Source organism: Shewanella submarina (assembly GCF_042646185.1).
Lineage (GTDB): Bacteria > Pseudomonadota > Gammaproteobacteria > Enterobacterales > Shewanellaceae > Shewanella > Shewanella corallii.
In genome coordinates this window covers 387,945-409,038 of record NZ_JBHRTD010000006.1, presented here as the reverse complement: position 1 = coordinate 409,038, position 21,094 = coordinate 387,945, and the positions used below count along the sequence as shown (strand labels likewise).

Annotated in this window: 20 protein-coding genes; 9 read left to right on the top strand and 11 right to left on the bottom strand. The window is 51.5% G+C overall.

The annotated features are described in order from the left end of the window. Positions 1 to 438 precede the first annotated feature (438 nt). On the bottom strand, positions 439 to 2,994 hold the full coding sequence (locus tag ACFOE0_RS04815; protein WP_248935225.1) for an acylase: 2,556 nt from the start codon (positions 2,992 to 2,994) through the stop codon (positions 439 to 441). A 222-nt stretch (positions 2,995 to 3,216) separates the two neighbouring features. Here ACFOE0_RS04815 and yjjX point away from each other — a divergent pair, with 222 nt between their 5' ends. From yjjX to ACFOE0_RS04790, 5 genes are all read left to right on the top strand, one after another. Further along, the gene (yjjX, locus tag ACFOE0_RS04810; RefSeq protein WP_248935226.1) at positions 3,217 to 3,759 is read left to right on the top strand and encodes an inosine/xanthosine triphosphatase; all 543 of its coding nucleotides are present in this window, start codon (positions 3,217 to 3,219) and stop codon (positions 3,757 to 3,759) included. Positions 3,760 to 3,822: 63 nt separating this feature from the next. Then, on the top strand, positions 3,823 to 4,758 hold the full coding sequence (locus ACFOE0_RS04805; protein ID WP_248935227.1) for a bifunctional helix-turn-helix transcriptional regulator/GNAT family N-acetyltransferase: 936 nt from the start codon (positions 3,823 to 3,825) through the stop codon (positions 4,756 to 4,758). A gap of 138 nt (positions 4,759 to 4,896) precedes the next feature. Next, positions 4,897 to 5,937: an NADP(H)-dependent aldo-keto reductase gene (locus ACFOE0_RS04800; RefSeq protein ID WP_248935228.1), complete on the top strand. Its 1,041-nt coding sequence runs from the start codon at positions 4,897 to 4,899 to the stop codon at positions 5,935 to 5,937. Positions 5,938 to 6,037: 100 nt separating this feature from the next. Continuing rightward, complete coding sequence (locus ACFOE0_RS04795) at positions 6,038 to 7,246, top strand: aminotransferase class V-fold PLP-dependent enzyme (protein ID WP_248935229.1); 1,209 nt, start codon at positions 6,038 to 6,040, stop codon at positions 7,244 to 7,246. A 73-nt stretch (positions 7,247 to 7,319) separates the two neighbouring features. Continuing rightward, a complete protein-coding gene (locus ACFOE0_RS04790; protein ID WP_248935230.1) occupies positions 7,320 to 7,754 on the top strand; it encodes a SufE family protein in 435 nt (144 codons plus the stop codon). A 338-nt stretch (positions 7,755 to 8,092) separates the two neighbouring features. Here ACFOE0_RS04790 and ACFOE0_RS04785 read toward each other — a convergent pair whose 3' ends face one another. The 5 genes from ACFOE0_RS04785 to folX all read right to left on the bottom strand — a co-directional run bounded on the left by ACFOE0_RS04785 (position 8,093) and on the right by folX (position 11,940). Beyond that, positions 8,093 to 8,467 (bottom strand): PH domain-containing protein, encoded by a 375-nt coding sequence (locus ACFOE0_RS04785; RefSeq protein WP_115135987.1) that lies wholly within the window; start codon positions 8,465 to 8,467, stop codon positions 8,093 to 8,095. Between the two features lie 205 nt (positions 8,468 to 8,672). Next, positions 8,673 to 9,971 carry a methyl-accepting chemotaxis protein gene (locus ACFOE0_RS04780; RefSeq protein ID WP_380711493.1) on the bottom strand — a complete coding sequence of 433 codons (1,299 nt, stop codon included), beginning with the start codon at positions 9,969 to 9,971 and terminating at the stop codon, positions 8,673 to 8,675. A gap of 157 nt (positions 9,972 to 10,128) precedes the next feature. Further along, positions 10,129 to 10,854, bottom strand: a complete 726-nt coding sequence (gene folM / locus ACFOE0_RS04775; RefSeq protein WP_248935231.1) for a dihydromonapterin reductase — start codon at positions 10,852 to 10,854, stop codon at positions 10,129 to 10,131. Positions 10,855 to 10,859: 5 nt separating this feature from the next. Next, a complete protein-coding gene (gene folE, locus ACFOE0_RS04770) occupies positions 10,860 to 11,528 on the bottom strand; it encodes a GTP cyclohydrolase I FolE (RefSeq protein ID WP_248935232.1) in 669 nt (222 codons plus the stop codon). Positions 11,529 to 11,541: 13 nt separating this feature from the next. Beyond that, positions 11,542 to 11,940 (bottom strand): dihydroneopterin triphosphate 2'-epimerase, encoded by a 399-nt coding sequence (gene folX / locus ACFOE0_RS04765; protein ID WP_240317000.1) that lies wholly within the window; start codon positions 11,938 to 11,940, stop codon positions 11,542 to 11,544. A gap of 173 nt (positions 11,941 to 12,113) precedes the next feature. Here folX and ACFOE0_RS04760 point away from each other — a divergent pair, with 173 nt between their 5' ends. The 3 genes from ACFOE0_RS04760 to ACFOE0_RS04750 are packed head-to-tail and all read left to right on the top strand — an operon-like array spanning position 12,114 to position 13,701. Then, positions 12,114 to 12,554 (top strand): DUF3429 domain-containing protein, encoded by a 441-nt coding sequence (locus tag ACFOE0_RS04760; RefSeq protein ID WP_248935233.1) that lies wholly within the window; start codon positions 12,114 to 12,116, stop codon positions 12,552 to 12,554. A 36-nt stretch (positions 12,555 to 12,590) separates the two neighbouring features. Next, on the top strand, positions 12,591 to 12,992 hold the full coding sequence (locus tag ACFOE0_RS04755; protein WP_248935234.1) for a thiol-disulfide oxidoreductase DCC family protein: 402 nt from the start codon (positions 12,591 to 12,593) through the stop codon (positions 12,990 to 12,992). 1 nt (position 12,993) lies between these two features. Continuing rightward, on the top strand, positions 12,994 to 13,701 hold the full coding sequence (locus ACFOE0_RS04750; protein WP_248935235.1) for an SDR family NAD(P)-dependent oxidoreductase: 708 nt from the start codon (positions 12,994 to 12,996) through the stop codon (positions 13,699 to 13,701). Between the two features lie 71 nt (positions 13,702 to 13,772). On the opposite strand, the gene mdh is transcribed toward ACFOE0_RS04750, so the two are convergent. After that, positions 13,773 to 14,708 carry a malate dehydrogenase gene (mdh, locus tag ACFOE0_RS04745; protein ID WP_248935236.1) on the bottom strand — a complete coding sequence of 312 codons (936 nt, stop codon included), beginning with the start codon at positions 14,706 to 14,708 and terminating at the stop codon, positions 13,773 to 13,775. A gap of 268 nt (positions 14,709 to 14,976) precedes the next feature. On the opposite strand from mdh, the gene argR reads away from it, so the two are divergent. Beyond that, positions 14,977 to 15,447 carry a transcriptional regulator ArgR gene (argR, locus tag ACFOE0_RS04740; protein ID WP_115135995.1) on the top strand — a complete coding sequence of 157 codons (471 nt, stop codon included), beginning with the start codon at positions 14,977 to 14,979 and terminating at the stop codon, positions 15,445 to 15,447. 58 nt (positions 15,448 to 15,505) lie between these two features. Here the strand turns inward: argR and ACFOE0_RS04735 are convergent, their stop codons facing one another. The 4 genes from ACFOE0_RS04735 to ACFOE0_RS04720 all read right to left on the bottom strand — a co-directional run bounded on the left by ACFOE0_RS04735 (position 15,506) and on the right by ACFOE0_RS04720 (position 21,035). Next, entirely contained in the window at positions 15,506 to 16,441 is a 936-nt protein-coding gene (locus ACFOE0_RS04735; protein ID WP_115135996.1) for a Dyp-type peroxidase, read from the bottom strand. Positions 16,442 to 16,588: 147 nt separating this feature from the next. Continuing rightward, positions 16,589 to 18,301 carry a gamma-glutamyltransferase gene (ggt, locus tag ACFOE0_RS04730; protein WP_248935237.1) on the bottom strand — a complete coding sequence of 571 codons (1,713 nt, stop codon included), beginning with the start codon at positions 18,299 to 18,301 and terminating at the stop codon, positions 16,589 to 16,591. A 71-nt stretch (positions 18,302 to 18,372) separates the two neighbouring features. Then, positions 18,373 to 19,401 (bottom strand): ABC transporter ATP-binding protein, encoded by a 1,029-nt coding sequence (locus tag ACFOE0_RS04725; protein WP_115135998.1) that lies wholly within the window; start codon positions 19,399 to 19,401, stop codon positions 18,373 to 18,375. 2 nt (positions 19,402 to 19,403) lie between these two features. Continuing rightward, a complete protein-coding gene (locus tag ACFOE0_RS04720; protein WP_248935238.1) occupies positions 19,404 to 21,035 on the bottom strand; it encodes an ABC transporter permease in 1,632 nt (543 codons plus the stop codon). Between the last annotated feature and the right edge of the window lie 59 nt (positions 21,036 to 21,094).

The following is a 21,094-nucleotide window of genomic DNA, read 5'->3' as shown; positions in this document are numbered from 1 at the left end:
ATATAGATTTAGGACTTTGAAAAGGTGATCTATGCCCACATTCAGTAAATGAATTTCAGAATAAGCTGATATTGAGATCCGGGTCTCATTTCACCCGTAATAAAGCACCATTTTCGCATCCCGATTACAACTTTTGCGCAATGCTTGAACAACCTTTGATTAACCTAATTTAGGGAGCCATGATTTAACCAGTAAAATACCACCCCATAAAACAAAGAGGCAGATCACCTTACGCCACCAAGTTGCGACAAAGATCAAACCACGCAGAGCAAATATTGAAGTGAGTCACAATTTAAATTTGGTCAGGGCAGCATAACAGTGGATGTTAAAAGCGGGATAGTTAGATTAACGAAAAGTCATGTTTCAACAAATCGACTTCAGAAAATAAAAAGCCCCGGACCAAAGGGCCCAGGGCTGATGCTTATGACAGCTAAAACATTACTTCTGCTTACTCAGCTCCAGTGTCGATACCAGGCCGGAAGTAATTTCATCTTCGGTATACAGCAGTGGGCGCAACCCCGTACCGGAAGAGTACAGAGCTGTTTGGTCAGCAAACTCCGGACGCAGGATATTGTTGGTCTGGGAATAGGTCAGAATACCATTGGCCTTGGGGCCATCGTCGGTAAAGCTCACCACAAACATCCAGCTTGAGCCATAACGAATTGGATAGCCTTCAGCAGTCAAACCGGACGCCAGCTCCTTATCGCTCACCACATCAGTAATACCCGGGTAGGTGTGCTGCGGCATCAAGGTGTCATCACCACTCAAACGGGTTGAGAACACATTAAACCCACCTTCCACATGGTGAGTCCCCGGCCATGGCAGCTTCTGACCTGAAGGCAGACCATTTGGCAGTGAACGCTCTACAAACTGCACTGTCCCCAGAGGCGCGTCCACATCAAAACCGGCTTTCTCCAGGTTGAGTGTCGCCTGAGCCAGTGCTTTAAGGGCGCTGCCATCGGTTGCCAGAGTATTGGGCGTAGTGGCAGCCTGTGCTGGGTCAAAAGGCACAGTCAGCATGGTCTCTTCGTTAAACAGGTGGGCAAACTCACGGATTAATGCGCCACCCACACTGTCGTTGTTTTGCTTGCCGTTCCAGCTTGACAGCGCCGCGCAGGCAGCAGACAGATCTTTGCTCAGACCGTCGGCAACCACAACGGGCTCACTGCCCTGCGCATCACATTGAGCCAGCAGATCGGTCAGTACCAACTCAGGCAGATAAGCACGGTTATTGGTCAGCATGGCAGACAGCTCATCAAAACTGAACTTACCGTCGCTGCCTGCCGCGTCGTCCATCATCTTGAGGGCCATACGGGTACGCATGCTCAGTTGACCACGCTCTTCGCCGTACATGGGAGAGAAATACTCCAGCGGCTCATTGAGGTTGGTTGACCAGAAAGAATCGTTGGAGTTCTGAACGAAGTCGCTGCGCAGCAACTGAGGGATCAGCTCATGGGGCGTAGCACCATCAAAAGCAAACAGTGAGGAGTTACCCGCCAACACAGTAAAGCCTGCCTGCTCACGCAAAGCTCTCAGCTCAGGAGAAGTACGCAGCAGTACCACAGCAGCTTCTGACAGGCCGGGAACAGCCGAGTCATCGATATAGAAGGCGTTACCCTCTTTATCCGCATACATGGTGTTGTTGAAGATCAGGCCATCGTAATCCACAAAGGTTTGCTGGAACTCTTCCAGATTGGAGGCGCGGTTCATAGCCAGCCAGTGATCCAGCGGATCCATATTGGCCATGTTCACATCCTGGATCATAAATGCCTGGCCATCATCCCAGCCAAAAGGTGCCAGGGCTGGCGGTGCTTCCAGAATCGGTCCCTTGTCGGTGAAGAAGATATCCTTTTCAAACGGCACTATCTGACCGCCACCGACATTCACATTAACTGTCACTGTCTCTGACTTGATAGGCTTGGGAGCGCCATCAAACAGATACTGCATACGATCGCCGGAAGTCAGCTCCAGCTGGTACACCACAAAGTGCTCCGCGGTAGAGAAGGTATGGGTCCAGCCCAGGTTTTCATTAAAGCCGATGTTCACCAGACCTGGCATACCCACCAGCGAGCCGCCCATCATATTGATATGACCTGGAATAGTGGTGTGCGACTGCCAGAATCTCAGGTTACCTGTGTGGGGGAAATGAGGGTTGCCCAGCACCATACCCTTACCATTTTCAGTTTTGTCACTGCCCAGGCCCCAACCGTTGGACCCGAGGTCTCTGTGGTTTGGCTCCGGCGTACTGATATTGGCCATGGCGGTTTGCAGCCCCTTGTCCAGCTTGTTGCTGAATGCAGCCACCTGCTGTTGACTCTGAGCCGGACGCGGCAGGTACTCATCACCATCACCTGGGTTGGCAAAGAAGATCAGATCCAGGAAGTTGGCCGCACCGGGCAGCACGGTAATGGAAAATACGTACGTGAGGTAATCCACCTCAGTGATCGGCTGCACCCAGGCTTGACCTGCGCAGAAAGGTTCTACACCGGTTTCACTACCCGACTCAACGTCGGCCAGGTACTGGTTATACCCCTGCACAAACCCTGAAATCATGGCACGGGAATTTTCAGTCATCTCTGGGAGCTTGGCCTCTGCCAGCTCACGGATTTTCAGTGCTTTGTAACCAAAATCAGAAATAATATTGGCATTGTCTTCCGCGGCAGGCACCCCGGCAACAAAGTCAAAGGTATGTGGACCGAAGAACTGTGAGCGCTGGGAGTTTGCCTTAACAAAGCCGTCAGCCAGAATACAGAGGTTGTCCTGGGCCTGCACATAACCACTGCCGAAGGCGAGACTTTCGAGGTTGTCAGCCTGAATATGGGGAACACCGTAAGTGGTTCTTCTTACGGTAGCCTGGAGCTTGCCATCCGGGGCAAAGGCTTTCAAAGAGGTGTCAGGCTCTGGTGGGATAACGGTTTCCGAGTCGCTGCCGCAACCGGCAAGAAATGAAGCCATGGCGACGCCGATGGCCAACTTGAGTTTGTTGAATTCCATGTTATTGTCTCTCGATTGAGTATCGTCCTGATCCCGTGTCCACCAATGGATTCACGGGTATAGGGTAACCCCGGCCAGCAGAGCTCACCGTCCATTTCCCCGCCGATCTTTTGCCGGCTATTGTTTGGGAAATGAGTTGATTTGGAATAAACCCACATCATGGTTACCGGCACATTAAACCAATGTTTCAAACAAGCGTCCACATTGATAAACAAAATCCCTATGAATAAGCAAATTCTTAACCTGATTGTGGGTTCTACCAACCCGGTCAAAGTACAGGCAGCCAAAGATGCCTTCGAGCTGATGTTCCCCGAGTCGGAAGTGATTGCGACAGGTATCAAAGCCCCTTCCGGCGTGCCGGATCAGCCGATGAACAGTAAACAAACCCGCGATGGTGCAGTTAACCGTGTTGAGTACTGTCGCACCCGGGAGTCAGCAGACTTTTATCTGGCGATGGAAGGAGGTGTTGACCAGTTTGAAGATGGCCCGGCGACTTTCGCTTACGTCGTGGTCGCCTCTGAAAACGGTATGAGCGTAGGGCGCAGCGCTAACTTGCCGCTGCCACAAACAGTGTTTGATGCACTGCTACAGGGGGAAGAGTTGGGGCATGTGATGGATAGGCTGTTCAATACCACCAATATTAAACAGGCGGGTGGCGCCATCGGCCTGCTGACTAATGGCCGGGCAACCCGTGGCAGTATCTACACCCAGGCGATTATGCTGGCTATGGCTCCCTTACTGCACACAGAACTTTACAAAAAATAAGCACTTGCCAAGCGGGGCGTGAATTTATAACTTGGTTGCAGAAAGCAACTTAAAGTTAACAACATGCCCCAATCCAAGGAATCACAACCTCTTTCACTGACCCGCCACAGCGAAGCGTTCAGCCGCCTGTTGTCGCGCCTGTGTAAACCTCTGACTCAGACGTTGGGGCTGTCGCAGCAACAACTGGCCATGATGAAAGAGCTGGAACGGCATAGCCTGTCGGTCAAGCAATTGGGAATGCTGCTGGGAATCGATAAATCCAATGCCAGTCGCACCCTTGCGCAATTGACAGATAAAGGCTGGGTCAATTGCCAGGCAAGTCCCAGGGATCAGCGTATGCTCAGAGCTGAGCTGACCCCCTCCGGTCGTCGTTTGATGACAAAGTGGTGGCAAGGTCATGCCCGGCATTTCGATGCCGCTTTAGCGCAGCTCCTGCCGGAACAAAGAGAGCACACTCTTGAGGCCCTGGTGCGTTTAACCCGTGCCATGGAGCAGGCTCAGGCCCAGGCTGAATACGACATTCGTCTGTTACTGCCGGAAGATAACGCCGCTATGGCTCAGGTGATCCGTACTGTTTCTTCCGAGTATGGACTGACCCCGGATAAGGGCTATGGGGTATCAGATCCCACCCTGGATTGCCTCAGTGAGGTATATGCCGATGATCGTGCCTGCTACTGGGTGATCTCCCAGGAGAATCGGGTGCTGGGCGGCGGTGGTATTGCACCATTGGCAGACAAACAGGGACGCAAGGATATTTGCGAACTACAAAAGATGTATTTTCTGCCCGAACTCAGGGGCAAAGGCTTTGCCCGCAGATTAACGCTGCAGGCACTCGCTTTTGCCAAAGCTCAGGGCTATGCCTGCTGTTATCTGGAAACCACGGCCTGTTTAACCGAGGCTGTGCGTCTGTATGAAGCCATGGGCTTTGAACATCTGCCCAGTCATATGGGAGAAACCGGCCACGACGCCTGCGAACTGCCCATGTTAAGAAACCTGTAAAGAATATTGCCCGCCTTGATGAAAGCGGGCAATCGGCTTGCAATCGCCCGATTGGGTGTTAGCCTCAAAGTATGGCCGCAAAAACTCAAGTTATTGCAATCAGGTCAGCTTGTACGGCTTTCAAGGAGAAACCGTCACATGAAATACAACCGCCTGCCCCACTCCACATTGGAGATCAGCTCACTGTCTCTGGGCACCATGACCTGGGGAGAACAGAACACCGCCGCTGATGCCTTCGCCCAACTGGACTATGCCATCGCCCAGGGGATCAATTTTATCGACGCCGCCGAAATGTATCCTGTCCCTCCCCGACCTGACACTCAGGGGGAGACAGAGCGAATTATCGGCCAATATCTGAGAAAAAGCGGTAATCGCGAAAAGCTGATTATCGCCTCCAAAGTATCAGCGCCCAGAGATGGCGGAGACTATATCCGTTCCGATATGGCGCTGGACTGGCGCAACCTGCAATTGGCTGTGGATGCCTCCCTCGACCGTTTGGGCGTCGACTGCATCGACCTTTATCAGATTCACTGGCCCCACCGCAGCACCAACTTCTTTGGTCAGTTGGGGTATGAGCAGCAGGAAACCGAGGCCCAGACTCCTATCTTTGACACGCTTGAAGCCCTGGCTGAGCTGGTGCGACTGGGCAAGATCCGCTATGTCGGTGTCTCCAATGAAACCCCATGGGGCCTGATGAAATACCTGCAACTGGCTGAAAAGCATGGTCTGCCGCGTATCGTCAGCGTGCAAAATCCTTATAATCTGCTCAACCGCAGCTTTGAAGTGGGCATGGCAGAAATCGCCCACAGGGAAGATTTACCATTGCTGGCCTACTCACCCCTGGCCTTCGGCGCATTAAGCGGTAAATACCTGAATGACCAGAGGCCTGAAAATGCCCGCCTGACATTGTTCAAACGCTTCGCCCGCTACAATGGTACTGATATGGCAATACAAGCCACCCAGGCCTATTGCGAACTGGCAGCAGAGTTTAAGTTGTCGCCAGCGCAAATGGCGTTGGCGTTTGTGCAATCCCGCCCGTTTGTGGCAAGTACCATTATCGGCGCCACAAATATGGAACAGCTGAAGCAGAATATCGCCAGTGAACAGATGCTGTTAAGTGATGAGCTGCAAAGCCGCATTCGTGAGCTGGGTGAAGTATATCGTCTGCCCTGCCCCTGAATCATCTCGAACAGCAGTCGGCGATCATTAACAGGCTTGCATTGCACGGGCAGATCCACCAAGATCTGCCCGCACTGTTTTTACCTGCCCAAGCTCAAGCATGAATAACGATTTGAAAGCACTATTCCCCGCATTGAACCAGACACTGGATGGTTATCCTCTGTGTTATCTGGATACTGCCGCCACCAGCCAAAAACCTGCCCAGGTGCTGGAGGCAATGGACAGCTTTTATCGTCAACACAATGCCAATGTGCACAGAGCAGCCCATCAGTTATCTGCCCGCGCAACCAGTGCTTACGAAGCTGTGCGTGACAGTCTCAAAGAGTTTATCGGCGCAGCCCAAAGCAACGAAATTATTTTCACCTCAGGCACGACCCAGAGCATCAATATGTTGGCCTGGGGACTGACATCTCAATTACGCGAAGGTGATGTGATTCTGGTGGACAGCGCTGCCCACCACGCCAATATCGTGCCCTGGCAAGAACTGGCGAAACGCACTGGCGCCGAAGTGGTGCCCATCCCGCTGACGGCAGATCTCAGACTGGATATCCAGGCTTACCAAAAGCAACTGGACACACTGCCTGTGCACATAGTTGCACTGGCTCATGTCTCCAATGTGCTGGGCACTGTCAATGACATTAAGACCCTGAGCGCGATGGCAAAGGCCAAAGGCGCTTTGGTGGCTGTGGATGGGGCTCAGGCCATTGCTCATCATAAGGTGAATGTCATTGAGCTCGGCTGTCACTTTTACAGCTTCTCCAGCCACAAGATGTATGGTCCATCCGGCGTTGGCGTACTGTGGGGATGTTATCTGGAGCTGGACAAACTTGAGCCCATGCTGACCGGCGGCGAGATGATAGATACCGTCAGCTTTGACGGCACCAGCTTTGGTCAATTACCCAATCGTTTGGAAGCTGGTACACCGCCCATAGTCGAAGTAATAGGCCTGGGCGCGGCACTGAATTTTATCAAAGCACTGCCTGTGGAAGCCTTCGACCATGAACAACAGATGTTGAATCTGTTGCAGCAACGGCTGGCGCAGCTTCCTCAGATTGAGCTGTATGGCGCTCATCAGGATAATACTGGTGCGGTGGCCTTTAATCTCAAAGGCGAGCATCATCAGGATGTGGGGATTTTGCTGGATCAGCAGGGGGTTGCCATACGCTGTGGCCATCACTGTGCTCAACCTCTTATGCAGATTATGCAGATCTCCGGCTGTTGTCGTGCATCAGTTGGAGTTTACACCAGCAGTGAAGATATCGACCGCTTTATCACCGCACTGGAAGATGCCATTGACCTGCTGGGCTAGTCTGGCACCACTCAATTTATTCGATGGCTGAGCAGCCACAAGCCCAGCTGGCAGATTTATTTAAGGAACCTCTATGTCCGCCTCACCCGCTTCCCAGGATTTTCTGTTTGACCTGGTGCCACTTCAGTCGGCACGTGACAAGGTACTGGATGCCAATAACTGGCAGGAAAAGTATCGTCAGATAATGTTGCTGGGTAAACAACTGCCGACGTTGGCAAGTGAGCTACAGTGTGAATCAGCGCAGGTGAAAGGTTGCGAAAGCAAAGCATGGCTGTACCACTGTAAGATTGATGGCAATCATTATTATCTGGTAGACAGCGAAGCCCGGGTTGTGAAGGGGCTGGCAGCTTTGGTCATTGCTCAGTTGCAGGGTAAGGACAGCGCTGAAATTGCTGAATTCGACCCCGCACACTATTTTAAGCAATTGGGGTTGGCAGGTCAGTTAAGCCCATCCCGCACCAACGGCCTGACGGCCCTGGTGAACGGAATGATAGCGGCAGCCAACTGATCAGATAAAGATAATCATACAGGCGGCAAAAGTGCTCCAGCAGCCGATATAGGCCAGCTCTTTCCAGATACTTTTCAGATTAAACATGGATCCAATTCCTTCAGGATAATCAAACATGTATTAATCTAATGCCCACTTGCCATCCCGGGTGAGATCCAGCTCACCCTTCATATTAAACTTGATTAATATTAGCCATTTTCTGCATATCTCAGTCAGCGCATTCAGCTTAATTCAGAATATAAACCAAACAAATTTAATCACTTGAAAGTCTGACTTGCTGTACAAACAAAAATGCACCGCCTGCTGTCAGTGCATTTCTATTCATATCAGGTCATCATTCAAAGCATGTGATTGGCCATGGTGCGCTGTATTCCCACCACGTCAGTGCCCTTCTTGAGCTCTTTCACCAGAGGATCTTTTTGCCCTGAAATATATATCTTGAGTTCAGCATCCATATCAAAGCGTCCTGCCGTCTCCACTTCAAAGAAGGTAATCGACTTATAGGGAATAGAAAGGTAACTCACCTTCTTGCCGGTTACGCCCTGCTTGTCGATCAGGATCAGGCGCTTATCGGTAAATACAAACATATCCCGGATCAACTTATAAGCCAGCGATAACTGCTCATTATCGGACAATATAGGCTGCAACTCCTGCTGCAACTCAGTCAAATCTACCTCAGTGGCGTTGCCCATAATGGCATCGAGTAGTCCCATCCCTGCTCTCCTGTACTTATCAAACCTGTTTGCTACGTTCGATCCCTATCATTTCACATTTTTGGCAATCAAACACCAGCCTAATATCAAGGTCCATATCCAACAGCATGGTCAGTATAAAAAGCGCTGGCAAACAAATACAAAAGACCCGCAGCTTACGGAGAAGTACTGCGGGCCAATGGGCTTTCTTTTTTCAGACGGGAACTTACTGAATATTCGCTACCGTCTGGGATACATTTTCAGCACCTGTACGTATCTCTTCCATCACCTGAGCTACCTGATTGATCTGGTCTTTACCTGACTCTGCAGTCTGACCAACCTGATTCATCATCTCAGTCGCGCCAGCGGTAAGGTTACGGTTTTCGCTGACAACAGAGGCAATCTCATCAGTACTCTGACTGGTACGCGCTGCCAACTGTCTGACCTCATCCGCTACCACAGCAAATCCACGTCCCTGATCCCCGGCCCTGGCAGCCTCAATGGCGGCGTTCAACGCCAGCAGGTTGGTTTGCTCAGCGATGGCGCTGATGGTGGAGACAATGGCTTCAATGTTCTTGGACTGCTCATTCAGCTGATTAATCGATTCCGTGGTGCGTTGCACCTGCTCGGCAATCACACTGGAGGTTTGCACACTGTTACGCAGCAAGTCGGCTCCCTGCACCGCAATCTGTGCTGTCTCTTCTGAGGTGGAGTAAGCCACTTCCGCCGCTTCACGTACCGCTTGCTGGCGGACAATACGTTCAGTGATATCAGAGCAGAATTTGATCACCTTAACCACTTCCCCCCTGTCATTCATCACAGGGTTGTAGGTCGCTTCCAGCCAGAGCACCTGCCCGCCTGCACCTCTGCGCTCGAACAGACCCGATTTGTGCTGCCCACTGGCAAGGTCCGGCCAGAAATTAGGGTTGTCCTGCAGGAATGATTCCGGACAGAAGATTCTGTGGTGCTTGCCCACAATCTGCTCGCGACTATAGCCAACGGCTCCCAGGAAGTTCTGATTTGCCGTCAGGATATTACCATCAGGCGTAAATTCGATAATCGCCTGTGCCCGTTCCAGTGCTGCAAACACAGCCGCCTGCTCATCGAGACGCAGCTTCTCCTCAGTGATATCTGAGGCGACTTTGACCACCTTGACCACACTGCCATTTTGCTTAACCGGTATGTAGGTCGCCTGCAGCCACATCTCTTCGCCGGCTTTATTTTTACGGTTGAACATACCGGTTTGCGCCACACCATTGGCAAGATCAGCCCAGAATTGGCGATATTGAGAACTGCTGGCATAGGCTGAATGACAGAACATCCTGTGGTGTTGACCACGAATTTCATCAATGCTGTAGCCAACAGCATTCAGGAACAGGTTGTTGGCATCCTTAATGGTTCCATCCGGCGTAAATTCGATAAAAGCGACACTGTTCTTGATTGAGTCAACCAGGGCGGTATCCATTTGAGCGCTGCTGCTTGCACTGGATGGCGCCTGATCCTGCTTTGATTTGAAATTGAACATGCACTGTATTCCTGCTGTTTGCGATTATTCAGGGTCTTGTTGCCAGCAGAAGGCCAGAGTAATACCTTCCCCTGGTGAAAAAACACTCTAAATTCAGCATAGCAGGGATTTTTTAAAGCATCGGAAAAAGCCAGATTTTTGTTTTGGTTAACAGCGGTTATTTAAGATGTCGACCACCATCCAAAGCCATTATCCTGCCCGTGACATAGCGACTGCCCATCAGATAATCCACTGTCGCCAGAACTTCCTCCATGCCCCCTTCTCGTGGCAGTACAGCCTTGGCGAGTGCTTTTTGTTTGTAGGCGTCATCATCCCAGGGGTTAAAACACACCAATGCAGGGGCGATGCTGTTCACCTTGATGTCCGGCGCAAACCTGGCAGCAAATGACAGGGTAAGATTATCCAGCGCCGCCTTACTGGCCGCATAAGCAATATGCTTCTTGCTGCCTTTGGCTGCCACATAGTCGCTCAGGTGAATAATATCCGCCTCACCTATCCCTTCACCTGCCAGCTTATCCTGCAGGGCCAGATTCAATTGATAAGGCACGCTAACATGCACCTGCATCATACGCGCCATCACTTCGCCCGGGCTATTCAGGGCATCGTCTTTAAGCCAGTCCGATGCGTTGTGAATAATGGCTCGCAAGCTGGGATATCGGCCCCTGACAGCCTCAACAAATGCCTGAATGTCAGCGTCCTGATAGAAATCCACACAATAGAGGTCAGCACCTTGCTCTGCCAGTTCAATCACTTCAGGGTATTCAGTTCTGAAGGTGCCAATAACAGGCACACCTCTGGCCATTAGCTGCTGTGCAAGGTAAAGACCCACACGCTTACCCACCCCCGTGATTAACACGGGGGCATTATTGGAGCTATTTGTCATAAGTGTTATTGCCTGAAAAATTCGTCGCGGGTACGTGGATTGACCTTAAAACTGCCACCCAGAGCTGTGGTACGGGTAACACTTTCACTGTCCATCACCCCTCTGGACTTAACGCAGTAGTGGGTCGCATCAATACTGACGGCCACATCTTCGGTTTGCAGCAGGGTTTGCAGTGCGACCAGAATCTGCTGGGTAAGCCGCTCCTGAACCTGAGGACGCTGAGCAAAAAAGCGCACGATTCGGTTTATTTTGGAAAGACCAATAATCTTGTCACCGGGAATATAAGCTACAGAGGCTTTGCCATCTATGGTGATGAAGTGATGCTCACAGGTACTGGTGACACTGATGTCAGTCACCCTGACCATCTCCTCTACCTGCATCTTGTTATCGATATCTGTGATCTTGGGGAAATTACGGTAGTCGAGGCCGGAAAATATCTCGTCGACATACATTTTGGCAATACGATGGGGGGTTTCACACAGACTGTCGTCTTCCAGATCCAGCCCCAGAGTGGAGACCACGTCAGTCATCAGAGTTTTGATCCTCTGATACTTATCTGCGTTGGTCATGCCGTTGTGCTTTAAAGGGGTTTCCAGCCCTTTGGCCAACAAGGCTTCCTGGACAGCTTTGGCCTCAGGGGCCAACTCATTAGGGTTCAATGATGTTTTACTCATCTGTTCTCCCGTTTCAAGCTTCTTTGTCCGCACGGCGGCTTTCCAGTGTCAGCGAAACTGAGTCAGCAAACCTCAGCGCGTGGGGTTTATCCACTGTGACTCTTGCCAGGGTCACGCTGGGATGCTCACCGGCAATCGCCAGCAAATCGGCCACCAGCTTTTCCAGCAATTTGAACCGCCCCTCTTCCACATGCTGAATCACCTTCTTGGTGATGGTTTTGTAGTTGAGGGCATCGACAACATTGTCGGTCTGAAATGATTTGTCAGCCGGATAGTGGATTTCCATGTTGATGACCACGTCCTGCTGTTTCTGTTGCTCTTCTGGATTGAATCCTATGAATGTGCGAAGTCTGAGGTTGGTTACCCTGATGATGGCGTGGCTGAGTGACATAGAAGCAGTTGGTTTTGTCATTTTTAATACTCCTGCAATACGTCCGGCAGGACACAGAGGATCAGCGTTGCGCGACCTTTCATTCCCTGATGTCACTGATTGAACAAAAAATATCCGGCACAGTTCTGAGATCCGAAAGCCTTCCCCATAACGTATATGTCATTACCCGCAAATGTCCAATATTTGGCAATTTTATGACAGACAGTACAGCGACCCACCACAACGGCTCACACAGCGAATCGCTGCTCGGTTATGCCGGTTTGCTGCCATTTGTATTGGCAATCATCTACTCACTGACAGGCAGCGCTGAGGCGGAAAAAGTCTCCACTCAGGTGTTTGTCAGTTACAGTGCCATTATCCTCTCTTTCCTTTGTGGTGCCCTGTGGCACAAGGTGCGAGCGGCTAACTGGTCCAGGCCACTTCTGCTGGTGACCAATATTCTGACCCTGCTTGGCTGGGCATGCCTGGCATTAAGCCCAACACTGGCGCTGCTGGCTCTGACACTTTGCTATGAAGTGGTGCTGGTGATTGAACAGTGGGCTGACAGGGATGAAACCCGGGAATATCTGACGTTAAGGCGCAGGTTGACAGCCATTGTTATTGGTTTGCACCTGCTGTATTTAATACTGACTTGAGTCAGAATCAACTTGTCGCTCATCAGGGAGTAAACAATGGCTCGACTTATCCTGTTCTACGATGGTACTTGCCCACTGTGCATCAATGAAATGCTGCAGCAGGCAGATACCTCCGGCAGTATTCAGCTTGAAGATATATCTTCCCCGGATTTTGTTACCCGCTTTCCCCAAATAGACCCTGTTGAAGCGAACCAGTTACTTCACGCCATGACACAGGACAACAGAATACTCCTGGGGTTGGACGCGACCTGCGCCGCATGGGGACTCACCGGAGAGCAGCCCTGGCTCAGACTATTAAGGCTACCTTTGATTAAACCTGTCGCCGACCTGGGGTATCGTCTGTTCGCCCGCTACAGATATCAAATATCCTGGATACTGACCGGTCAGCGTCGCGGAGAATGTAGTTCAGCAGCCTGTCAGCTCCGAAGGGGAAAGTGATATGAATGCCCTGGTGATCGGTGCCAACTCTGCCATAGGTTCAGCCTTCATTCATCAGTGGCTGCAAGCTTCTGCCCAAAACACCTGCACCGCTGTCAGCAGACAAGCCCCCGCCCAGCTTTTGCCCGGCTGCAGTCAGTGGCAATCATGTGATTACTCAGAAGCCGGTATTATCGATTGCTGCGAGGAGCTTAGTGAGGCAGGTCCATTTGAGCGAGTTGTCATCTGTAATGGTCAATTACACAGTGATGAGCTGGCACCGGAGAAAAGGCTGGAAGAGCTGTCGCTGGCGGCGATGACCAAGATAATGACCAGCAACACCATGATTCCCGCACTGTTTGTCGCCAGGCTTTTACCCCTTCTCGATAAGAAAGCGGTCGTGGCCGTGCTCAGTGCCAGGGTTGGTAGTATAGGAGATAACCGCCTGGGGGGCTGGTACAGTTACCGGGCGTCCAAAGCAGCCCTTAATATGATGCTGCAAACCGCTGCGGTTGAGTATGCCCGGCGTAAACCCGGCGTCAAGCTAATGGCATTCCACCCGGGCACCACAGACTCACCACTATCCCGTCCCTTCCAGACCAACGTCCCGGAAGGCAAGCTGTTCACTCCTGAATTTGTTGCAATGCAAATTCATAAACTCATGTCCGGTCAACAGGCAGATGGTCAGCTGAGCTTTATCGATTGGCAGGGAAAAACCATTCCCTGGTAAATGAACCTGTGTGAAAAGGCACAAAAAAAGCGAAGGCATAACCTTCGCTTTTTGCACAACCAACCCAATGGTTACTTAACGAAATCGATACCCAACTGGATATCACCTTTCAGGGTGTCCAGCATACCGTCACGGGCATTGGTTTCAAACTCACTGATTTCGCCATAAGGCAGTACTTTCTCAACGCCGTTTTTACCCAGCAGAACTGGTTGAGCGAAGAACTCAGCGTGCTCACTGCCACCATCGACATAGGCACACTCAACTACGTTTGCTTCACCCTGCAGGCCACGTACCAGAGACATACAGAAGCGGAATGCAGCCTGCCCCATAGACAGGGTTGCGCTACCGCCACCAGCCTTGGCTTCAACGACTTCGGTACCGGCATTCTGGATACGGTGAGTCAGTGATGCGACTTCTTCGTCGCTGAAGGTGACGCCTTCAATCTGAGACAGCAGAGGCAGAATGGTTACACCGCTGTGGCCGCCAATAACATTCAGCTTAACGTCTTCAACGTTCAGGCCTTTGGCTTCAGCGATAAAGGTTTCAGAGCGGATCACGTCCAGCGTGGTCACACCGAACAGGCGGTTCTTGTCATAAACACCGGCTTTCTTCAGTACCTCAGCAGCAATCGCTACTGTGGTGTTAACCGGGTTGGTGATAACGCCTACCAAAGCTTTTGGACAAACAACCGCAACCTTCTCAATAAGATTACGCACGATACCCGCATTGATGTTGAACAGGTCGCTGCGATCCATACCCGGCTTACGCGCTACACCGGCAGAGATAAGCACGACATCAGCGCCTTCCAGTGCTGGAGTCGGGTCTTCACCGGCGAATCCTTTTACTTCCACTGCAGTTGGGATGTGGCTCAAATCCACGGCAACGCCAGGTGTGACAGGTGCGATATCATACAGGGACAGTTTGGAGCCCGCAGGCAGTTGGGTTTTTAACAACAACGCCAGGGCCTGACCGATACCACCAGCAGCACCAAGTACAGCAACTTTCATAGTTATCTCCGTCTAAGCTGCGGATATATGTGACATACATCCAATTCCATGATGGCGCCACATTACTGTATCGTCACAAAAATTTCAATGAGACTTAAGCCGAATGCCTCCGGCTCAGGGCGGACCGAATTGCTGACACCCGTACACCGTAAAACCTGTGAAACATGCCCTGCAGTGAATTTTTATTCACTAAAAACGGCAATTTGTTGACATATATACGGCTGGTATTCACAATCTCACGGTCGAATGAATAAGATCGAAAAAATATATGACCACAAGCAAAAATCAGGATGAACTCATCAAAGTGTTCAAGGCCCTGCTCAAGGAAGAAAGGTTCGGTTCTCAGAGCGAGATTGTGACCGCGCTGCAGGCTGAGGGCTTCAGCAATATCAATCAGTCAAAAGTTTCCCGCATGCTGAGCAAGTTTGGCGCCGTGCGTACCCGCAACGCCAAACAGGAAATGGTGTACTGCCTGCCAGCAGAACTGGGCGTACCTACCGCCGGCAGCCCGGTTAAGAACCTGGTACTGGACGTTGACCACAACCAGGCCATGATCGTTGTTCGCACCAGCCCGGGCGCAGCTCAGCTTATCGCTCGCCTGCTGGATTCCATGGGCAAGCCTGAAGGGATCCTGGGGACTATTGCCGGTGATGATACTATCTTTATCTGTCCGGCCAGCGTAAAAGAAATTGATACCACGCTGGAAACGGTCAAAGATCTGTTCAACTACAATCAGTAGTGTGAGTTCATAGAAAAAACGCGCCCCAAGGCGCGTTTTTTTATAGCTCTGAACAGGCTTAATCAGCGTATTTGAGCAAGTAATCCAGCGAAGGCGCAAAGAAAGATGAGCCGGTCAACGCCTTGGTGAAGTGCATCAAATGATCATGATTACCGGCACCATCGCCGTGTACCATAGATTCCAGCATCTTTTCAAAATGCAGTGATGTGCGGCAAACCGAGATAAACATCAGCCCCTGCTCACGAACGCTGCCAAATGGCATGCTCTGACGCAGGATTTCCATGGATGAGCCATCGGCATGCTTGAGGTTTACCCGCTTAATATGGCTGGTCAGCGGCTTGTCCTCTGACGCATATTCGATATTGTCCTGCTTGGTGCGGCCAATAATGTCTTCCTGCTTCTTGGTAGGCAGACGGTGCCACTTGCTCAGGTTATGGGCATACTTCTGCACATGCACATAACTACCACCCACGAAGGTCACATCCTCTTCACCCACCAATGCAACTTCCTGGCGATTGCGTCCCTTGGGATTCTCAGTACCATCAACAAAACCTGTCAGGTCTCGGTTATCCATAAAGCGGAAACCGCGCTCTTCATCAACCAGCTCAACCAAACCTTCCAGCATTTGCGCCACTTCATTAGCCACCAGATGAAGAATATCCAGACGGTCACAACGCAGATGAATAAACAGGTCGAACTCGATTGCAGGTGCATCGCGGTTGCCCGCTTCCATCGCCGGGAACGGCTTTAACTGAGCCGGACGTTCACCTGCGTACAGAGTGTCCCAATAGTTGGCGCCAATAGAAACAAAGCCGTTGAACGCACTGTCGGCATATTGATCGGACAACTCATGAATATATTGGGCAACATTGGCAAGACAGGGCCGCAACTGTTGTTCCACGCCATCATTGGCGTTGAACATCAGGTAAACACTGTGTAAGTTCCCTTCCGCGCAGACTCCAAGTTGTTCACGGGGCATAACCTGATTTTCCATTATTCTCTCACCTTGTGCATTTCATTTGTTTCGGCAACATTGGGAAGCAACTTTACCCCAAACGGCATACATACAGCACACTCAGGTGTAAAAGTGTGAGCCATACCCAATCAGCTGCAGAGTTTAGCGGCTGATCCCTGCCAAACCTCAATAACCAGACGCCTGACCATCTTTACGACTTTCAGACGCACCACGATAAACCCCGGCTTGCGGATCACGGCCAATGGCCTGATAACCGCCGAATATTCCCACGCTGTCGCGGATGGTATGCCCCCGCTTTCCCAGCTCCCGACGGGTCTCCATGGGGAAGCCGGACTCCAGGCTGATATAGCCGCCGTCAGTCATGGTTTTGCCTGTGGGCTGGGATGAGTTGGAATGAACAATTCGGGGGGCGTCTCCCGCCTCCTGCAGGTTCATACCGAAGTCGATTAAGTTAATCATGATCTGAGCATGCATCTGTGGCTGGGTTGCTCCGCCCATCACCCCAAAACTCAGCCAGGGTTGGCCATCTTTGGTCACAAATGCCGGAATAATTGTATGAAAAGGTCGTTTACGCGGCGCATAGGAGTTGGCTCTTCCCGGGGTTAAATCAAATAACTGTCCCCTGTCCTGCAGTACGAAGCCCAATCCCGGCGGTGTCATGCCAGAGCCCATGCCCCGATAATTGCTTTGAATAAGAGACACCATATTGCCGTCGCTGTCGGCTGTGGTCAGATAAACGGTATCACCATGTTCAAGGTTGGGATTGCCGGCATCAACGCTGTTGGCCGCTTTTTTAAGATCAATCAGCTGTGCACGTTTGCGGTTGTACTTCTTTGAAATCAACTCCTGTACCGGAATATCAACAAAGTCGGGGTCAGCGTAAAACCTGGCCCTGTCGGCAAAGGCCAGCTTTTTAGCTTCCACAAACAGGTGCACATATTCAGGACTGGTTTGCCCCATCGCAGCTAAATCATGGGGTTCAAGCATCTGCAATATTTGCTGGGCGGCGATCCCCTGGCCATTGGGTGGCAGTTCCCAAAGATCGTAACCACGGTAATTTACTGAGACAGGTTCAATCCACTCACTGGTATGAGCGGCCATATCTTCATAGGTCAGATAACCATCCTGGGCACGCATATAGTCAGCAATAGTGCGGGCAATGTCGCCTTTGTAGAAGGCATCGCGGCCATCTGAGGCAATTTTCCGGTAGGTATTCGCAAGGGCGGGATTGCGGAAGATTTCGCCGGTTTTAGGCGTAGCGCCCCCCGGCATATAAACGTCAGCAAAGCCATCATACTGAGACAGCCTGTCGGCGTTCTTTTCAAAGTAATAAGCGATCAGCTCAGAAACAGGAAAGCCCTGCTCGCCATAGGAGATAGCCGGAGCCAGCAGGTCTTTCATCGGCAACTTGCCAAACCTGTTGTGGAGCTCAAACCAGCCGTCGACGGCACCGGGAACAGAGACGGGCAAAGGGCCGTAGGGAGGAAGATAATCAAGCCCTTTGGCCTGCAGTATCGCAAGCGTCAGGGATTTTGGGCTGCGGCCTGAGGCGTTAAGGCCATAAAGTTGCTTGCCTTTGGCACTCCATACAATGGCAAACAGATCGCCACCAATACCCGAACCCGTTGGCTCAACCAGTCCCAACATGGCATTGGCCGCAATGGCCGCATCTATGGCATTTCCGCCCTGCTTGAGAATATCCAGCGCCACCTGAGTCGCCAGCGGTTGACTGGTCGCCGCCATACCATTGGTGGCATAAATTTCAGAGCGGGTGGCAAAAGATTTCCCGGTTATCCTATCCATCGCCCAGCCAGGTAAGGCCAGCAATAAAGCAAGCCATACCCCTCTCCTTATGATTGTCTTCATCGTCACTATCACTGTGCAATTTGTGCACTTTATAAGCTAACACAATGATGTAAAAACGAAACAAAAGGATATAACAAGTCGACTTAAAAGATAACCAGAGGGTGCGCTTCGGCACGGATCTGCACTTTCTGCCCCGGCAACAACTGAGTTAATTGGCTTCTGACTTCCAGTAACTGGGAGGCAATCTCCACCTGATAGTGACAGAAATTACCCAAAAAGCGTCTGTCACGAATCACGCCGGCGGCAGCATCATCCGGTTCCAGCGTCAGCTGTTGGGGCCTGAGCAGCACTTCCCCGCTGTATTGAGAAGGCCAGGTCAATTCGCTGGTACTGACAAGCTGGCCGAGCGGACTGTCAACATTAAAGCCATCGACCACCTGCACAGGCACGTAATTACCCCGTCCCAAAAAGTCGGCAACGTAGCGCTCTGCAGGGCTGTAGTACAACTCTTCTGCGGTACCATGCTGGACTATCCGGCCCTCTTTGAACAGAGCCAGCTTATCGGCAAAGACAAAGGCTTCATCTTTGCTGTGAGTCACAAACACCGCACTCACCTTGCGGCTTTTAAGGATGGCGCGGATCTCCATCATCAACTCACCGCGAACCTGACTGTCGATATTGGAGAAAGGTTCGTCGAGCAACAGCAACTTGGGTTTACAGGCAAGTGCTCTGGCAATAGAGACCCTTTGCTGCTGACCGCCGGAAAGCTCATGGGGGTAACGTTTCTCGAGCCCTTCGAGTTTGACCAGAGTCAGCATCTCTTCCAGCAGTGCGCCACGGCGGAAGCTGTCTTTCTCTGTCACACCAAACAGGATATTGTCGGCCACTGTCAGGTGAGGAAACAGGGCATAATCCTGGAAGATCATTCCAACACCACGCTGCTCACTGGGGGTAAAGTTCCCCTCGCCATTGAAGCACTGTCCCTGCACATGGATACAACCTGAGGAGACTGGCTGTAACCCGGCAATAGCTCGAAGCAGGGTAGTTTTGCCACAACCGCTGGGACCGAGCAGCGCCAGTATTTCCCCCTGTTCCATCTGCAAATCAAGTCCATCCAGCACCCGGACGCCCTGATATTCACTGTTAACACCTGTGATGGATAATGCGGTCATACTTAATTTTCCTGCTCCAGCGAGCGGTTCAGATAGATCAAAGGCACCAAGCCTACCAAGACGATAACTATGGCTGCCAATGCGCCATATTCCAACTGTTCATCAGACACATACTGAAAAACATGGGTGGCCAGATTTTCATAACCAACAGGTCTCAGCAAGAGCGCTGCGGGCAACTCCTTCATGGCTTCAATAAACACCAGCAGCATACCGGCAAACAAGCCTTTTTTCAGCAATGGCAGGTGGACCCTGCTCAGCAGTCCCATGGGCTTTTCTCCCATAGTCACTGCCGCCATATCCATGGAGGGGGAGATACGCTTATAGCTGCTCTCAAGGCTTCCTATGGCGATAGCTGAAAACCGAATGCAGAAGGCGAACACCAACGCAAACAGGGTGCCGGTAAAAATCAGCCCCGGCCCCCTCTGTTCAAACAAAGCATACAGATCATTGACCGCGAAGTCGGCCAGCGTGAGTGGTGCCAGCACGCCAATAGCCAGCACAGTCCCTGGCAGAGCATAGCCGAATGAGGCGAGCCTGGCAGGCAATGCATCCCTGGCATCAGGGCTAATCCTTTGGATAAACAGCAGGGTCAGGGCTATCGCCATACAGAGCACACTGACCAAAGCTGACAACAACAGGCTATTGGCACTGTACTCGAAGAACTCAGGAGTCCAGCTGTATTCGAAATAGTCCAGCGCATAATCCAGCAAGATGCCAAAGGGCAGCAAAAATGCCAGCAACAGCAACAGAGCACAATAGCCGGATGCAGCCAGAGACTTGACGCCTGCCAGCGCATATCGCTCCAGACCAGAGTGGAAACTGTTCTTCTGGTAAAGCTGCTGCTTGCGGCGGGAGAAACGCTCCATCCCAATAAGAGCAAACACCACCAACAATATAATCACCGACAACTTGGCCGCCGCACTCAGGCTGCCATGCCCAAGCCAGGTATCGTAAACCGCAGTAGTGAGTGTCGGCACCGCAAAATAGCTTACGGTAGCGAAGTCTGCCGCGGTTTCCATGGCGACAAGGGCTACGCCGACAGCCAGTGCGGGTCTTGCCATAGGCAGATTCAAGCGCCAGAAACTGCGCCATGGACTACAGCCCATCACCCGGGCGGCATGAATAAGACTGGCAGACTGCTCCATAAACGCGGTGCGGGCCAGCAGATAGATATAGGGGAACAGCACCAAAGCCAGCATCACTGCCGCGCCACCAAGGGATCTGACTTCGGGAAACCAGTAGTCGGCCGGTGACTGCCAGCCAAACAGCTCTCTTAACGCCTTCTGAACCGGCCCGGCATAGTCCAGCATATCTGTGTAAACATAGGCCACGATATAAGCGGGCATCGCCAATGGCAGCAACAGAGCCCATTGAAAAACGGATCTGCCGGGGAAGTCGCAGCGGGCGACCAACCAGGCGGCAGGTGTCGCCAGCAGCAAGGCGCCAATGCTGACCAGCAGAATCAATAACAAACTGTTTTGAATATAGGTGGGCAGGACGGTTTCCATCAAATGACCGAAAACAGCCTGATCAGGCATTAAGGCCTGGATAACCAATGCGATAAATGGGGTGAACAGCAAGCCTGCCAGCACAAAAGCAGATGCAGACCAGCGTTTGGGAAGTCCGAGAATCATAATTGTTATTTACCTGGTACAGCCCGGCTCCAGAAGGAAACCGGACTGTACGCTAACAA

Coding starts and splice junctions, on each gene's coding strand:
- ACFOE0_RS04815 (WP_248935225.1), bottom strand. CDS start 2,994: ATGGAATTCAACAAACTCAAGTTGGCCATCGGCGTCGCCATGGCTTCA.
- yjjX (WP_248935226.1), top strand. CDS start 3,217: ATGAATAAGCAAATTCTTAACCTGATTGTGGGTTCTACCAACCCGGTC.
- ACFOE0_RS04805 (WP_248935227.1), top strand. CDS start 3,823: ATGCCCCAATCCAAGGAATCACAACCTCTTTCACTGACCCGCCACAGC.
- ACFOE0_RS04800 (WP_248935228.1), top strand. CDS start 4,897: ATGAAATACAACCGCCTGCCCCACTCCACATTGGAGATCAGCTCACTG.
- ACFOE0_RS04795 (WP_248935229.1), top strand. CDS start 6,038: ATGAATAACGATTTGAAAGCACTATTCCCCGCATTGAACCAGACACTG.
- ACFOE0_RS04790 (WP_248935230.1), top strand. CDS start 7,320: ATGTCCGCCTCACCCGCTTCCCAGGATTTTCTGTTTGACCTGGTGCCA.
- ACFOE0_RS04785 (WP_115135987.1), bottom strand. CDS start 8,467: ATGGGACTACTCGATGCCATTATGGGCAACGCCACTGAGGTAGATTTG.
- ACFOE0_RS04780 (WP_380711493.1), bottom strand. CDS start 9,971: ATGTTCAATTTCAAATCAAAGCAGGATCAGGCGCCATCCAGTGCAAGC.
- folM (WP_248935231.1), bottom strand. CDS start 10,854: ATGACAAATAGCTCCAATAATGCCCCCGTGTTAATCACGGGGGTGGGT.
- folE (WP_248935232.1), bottom strand. CDS start 11,528: ATGAGTAAAACATCATTGAACCCTAATGAGTTGGCCCCTGAGGCCAAA.
- folX (WP_240317000.1), bottom strand. CDS start 11,940: ATGACAAAACCAACTGCTTCTATGTCACTCAGCCACGCCATCATCAGG.
- ACFOE0_RS04760 (WP_248935233.1), top strand. CDS start 12,114: ATGACAGACAGTACAGCGACCCACCACAACGGCTCACACAGCGAATCG.
- ACFOE0_RS04755 (WP_248935234.1), top strand. CDS start 12,591: ATGGCTCGACTTATCCTGTTCTACGATGGTACTTGCCCACTGTGCATC.
- ACFOE0_RS04750 (WP_248935235.1), top strand. CDS start 12,994: ATGAATGCCCTGGTGATCGGTGCCAACTCTGCCATAGGTTCAGCCTTC.
- mdh (WP_248935236.1), bottom strand. CDS start 14,708: ATGAAAGTTGCTGTACTTGGTGCTGCTGGTGGTATCGGTCAGGCCCTG.
- argR (WP_115135995.1), top strand. CDS start 14,977: ATGACCACAAGCAAAAATCAGGATGAACTCATCAAAGTGTTCAAGGCC.
- ACFOE0_RS04735 (WP_115135996.1), bottom strand. CDS start 16,441: ATGGAAAATCAGGTTATGCCCCGTGAACAACTTGGAGTCTGCGCGGAA.
- ACFOE0_RS04725 (WP_115135998.1), bottom strand. CDS start 19,401: ATGACCGCATTATCCATCACAGGTGTTAACAGTGAATATCAGGGCGTC.
- ACFOE0_RS04720 (WP_248935238.1), bottom strand. CDS start 21,035: ATGATTCTCGGACTTCCCAAACGCTGGTCTGCATCTGCTTTTGTGCTG.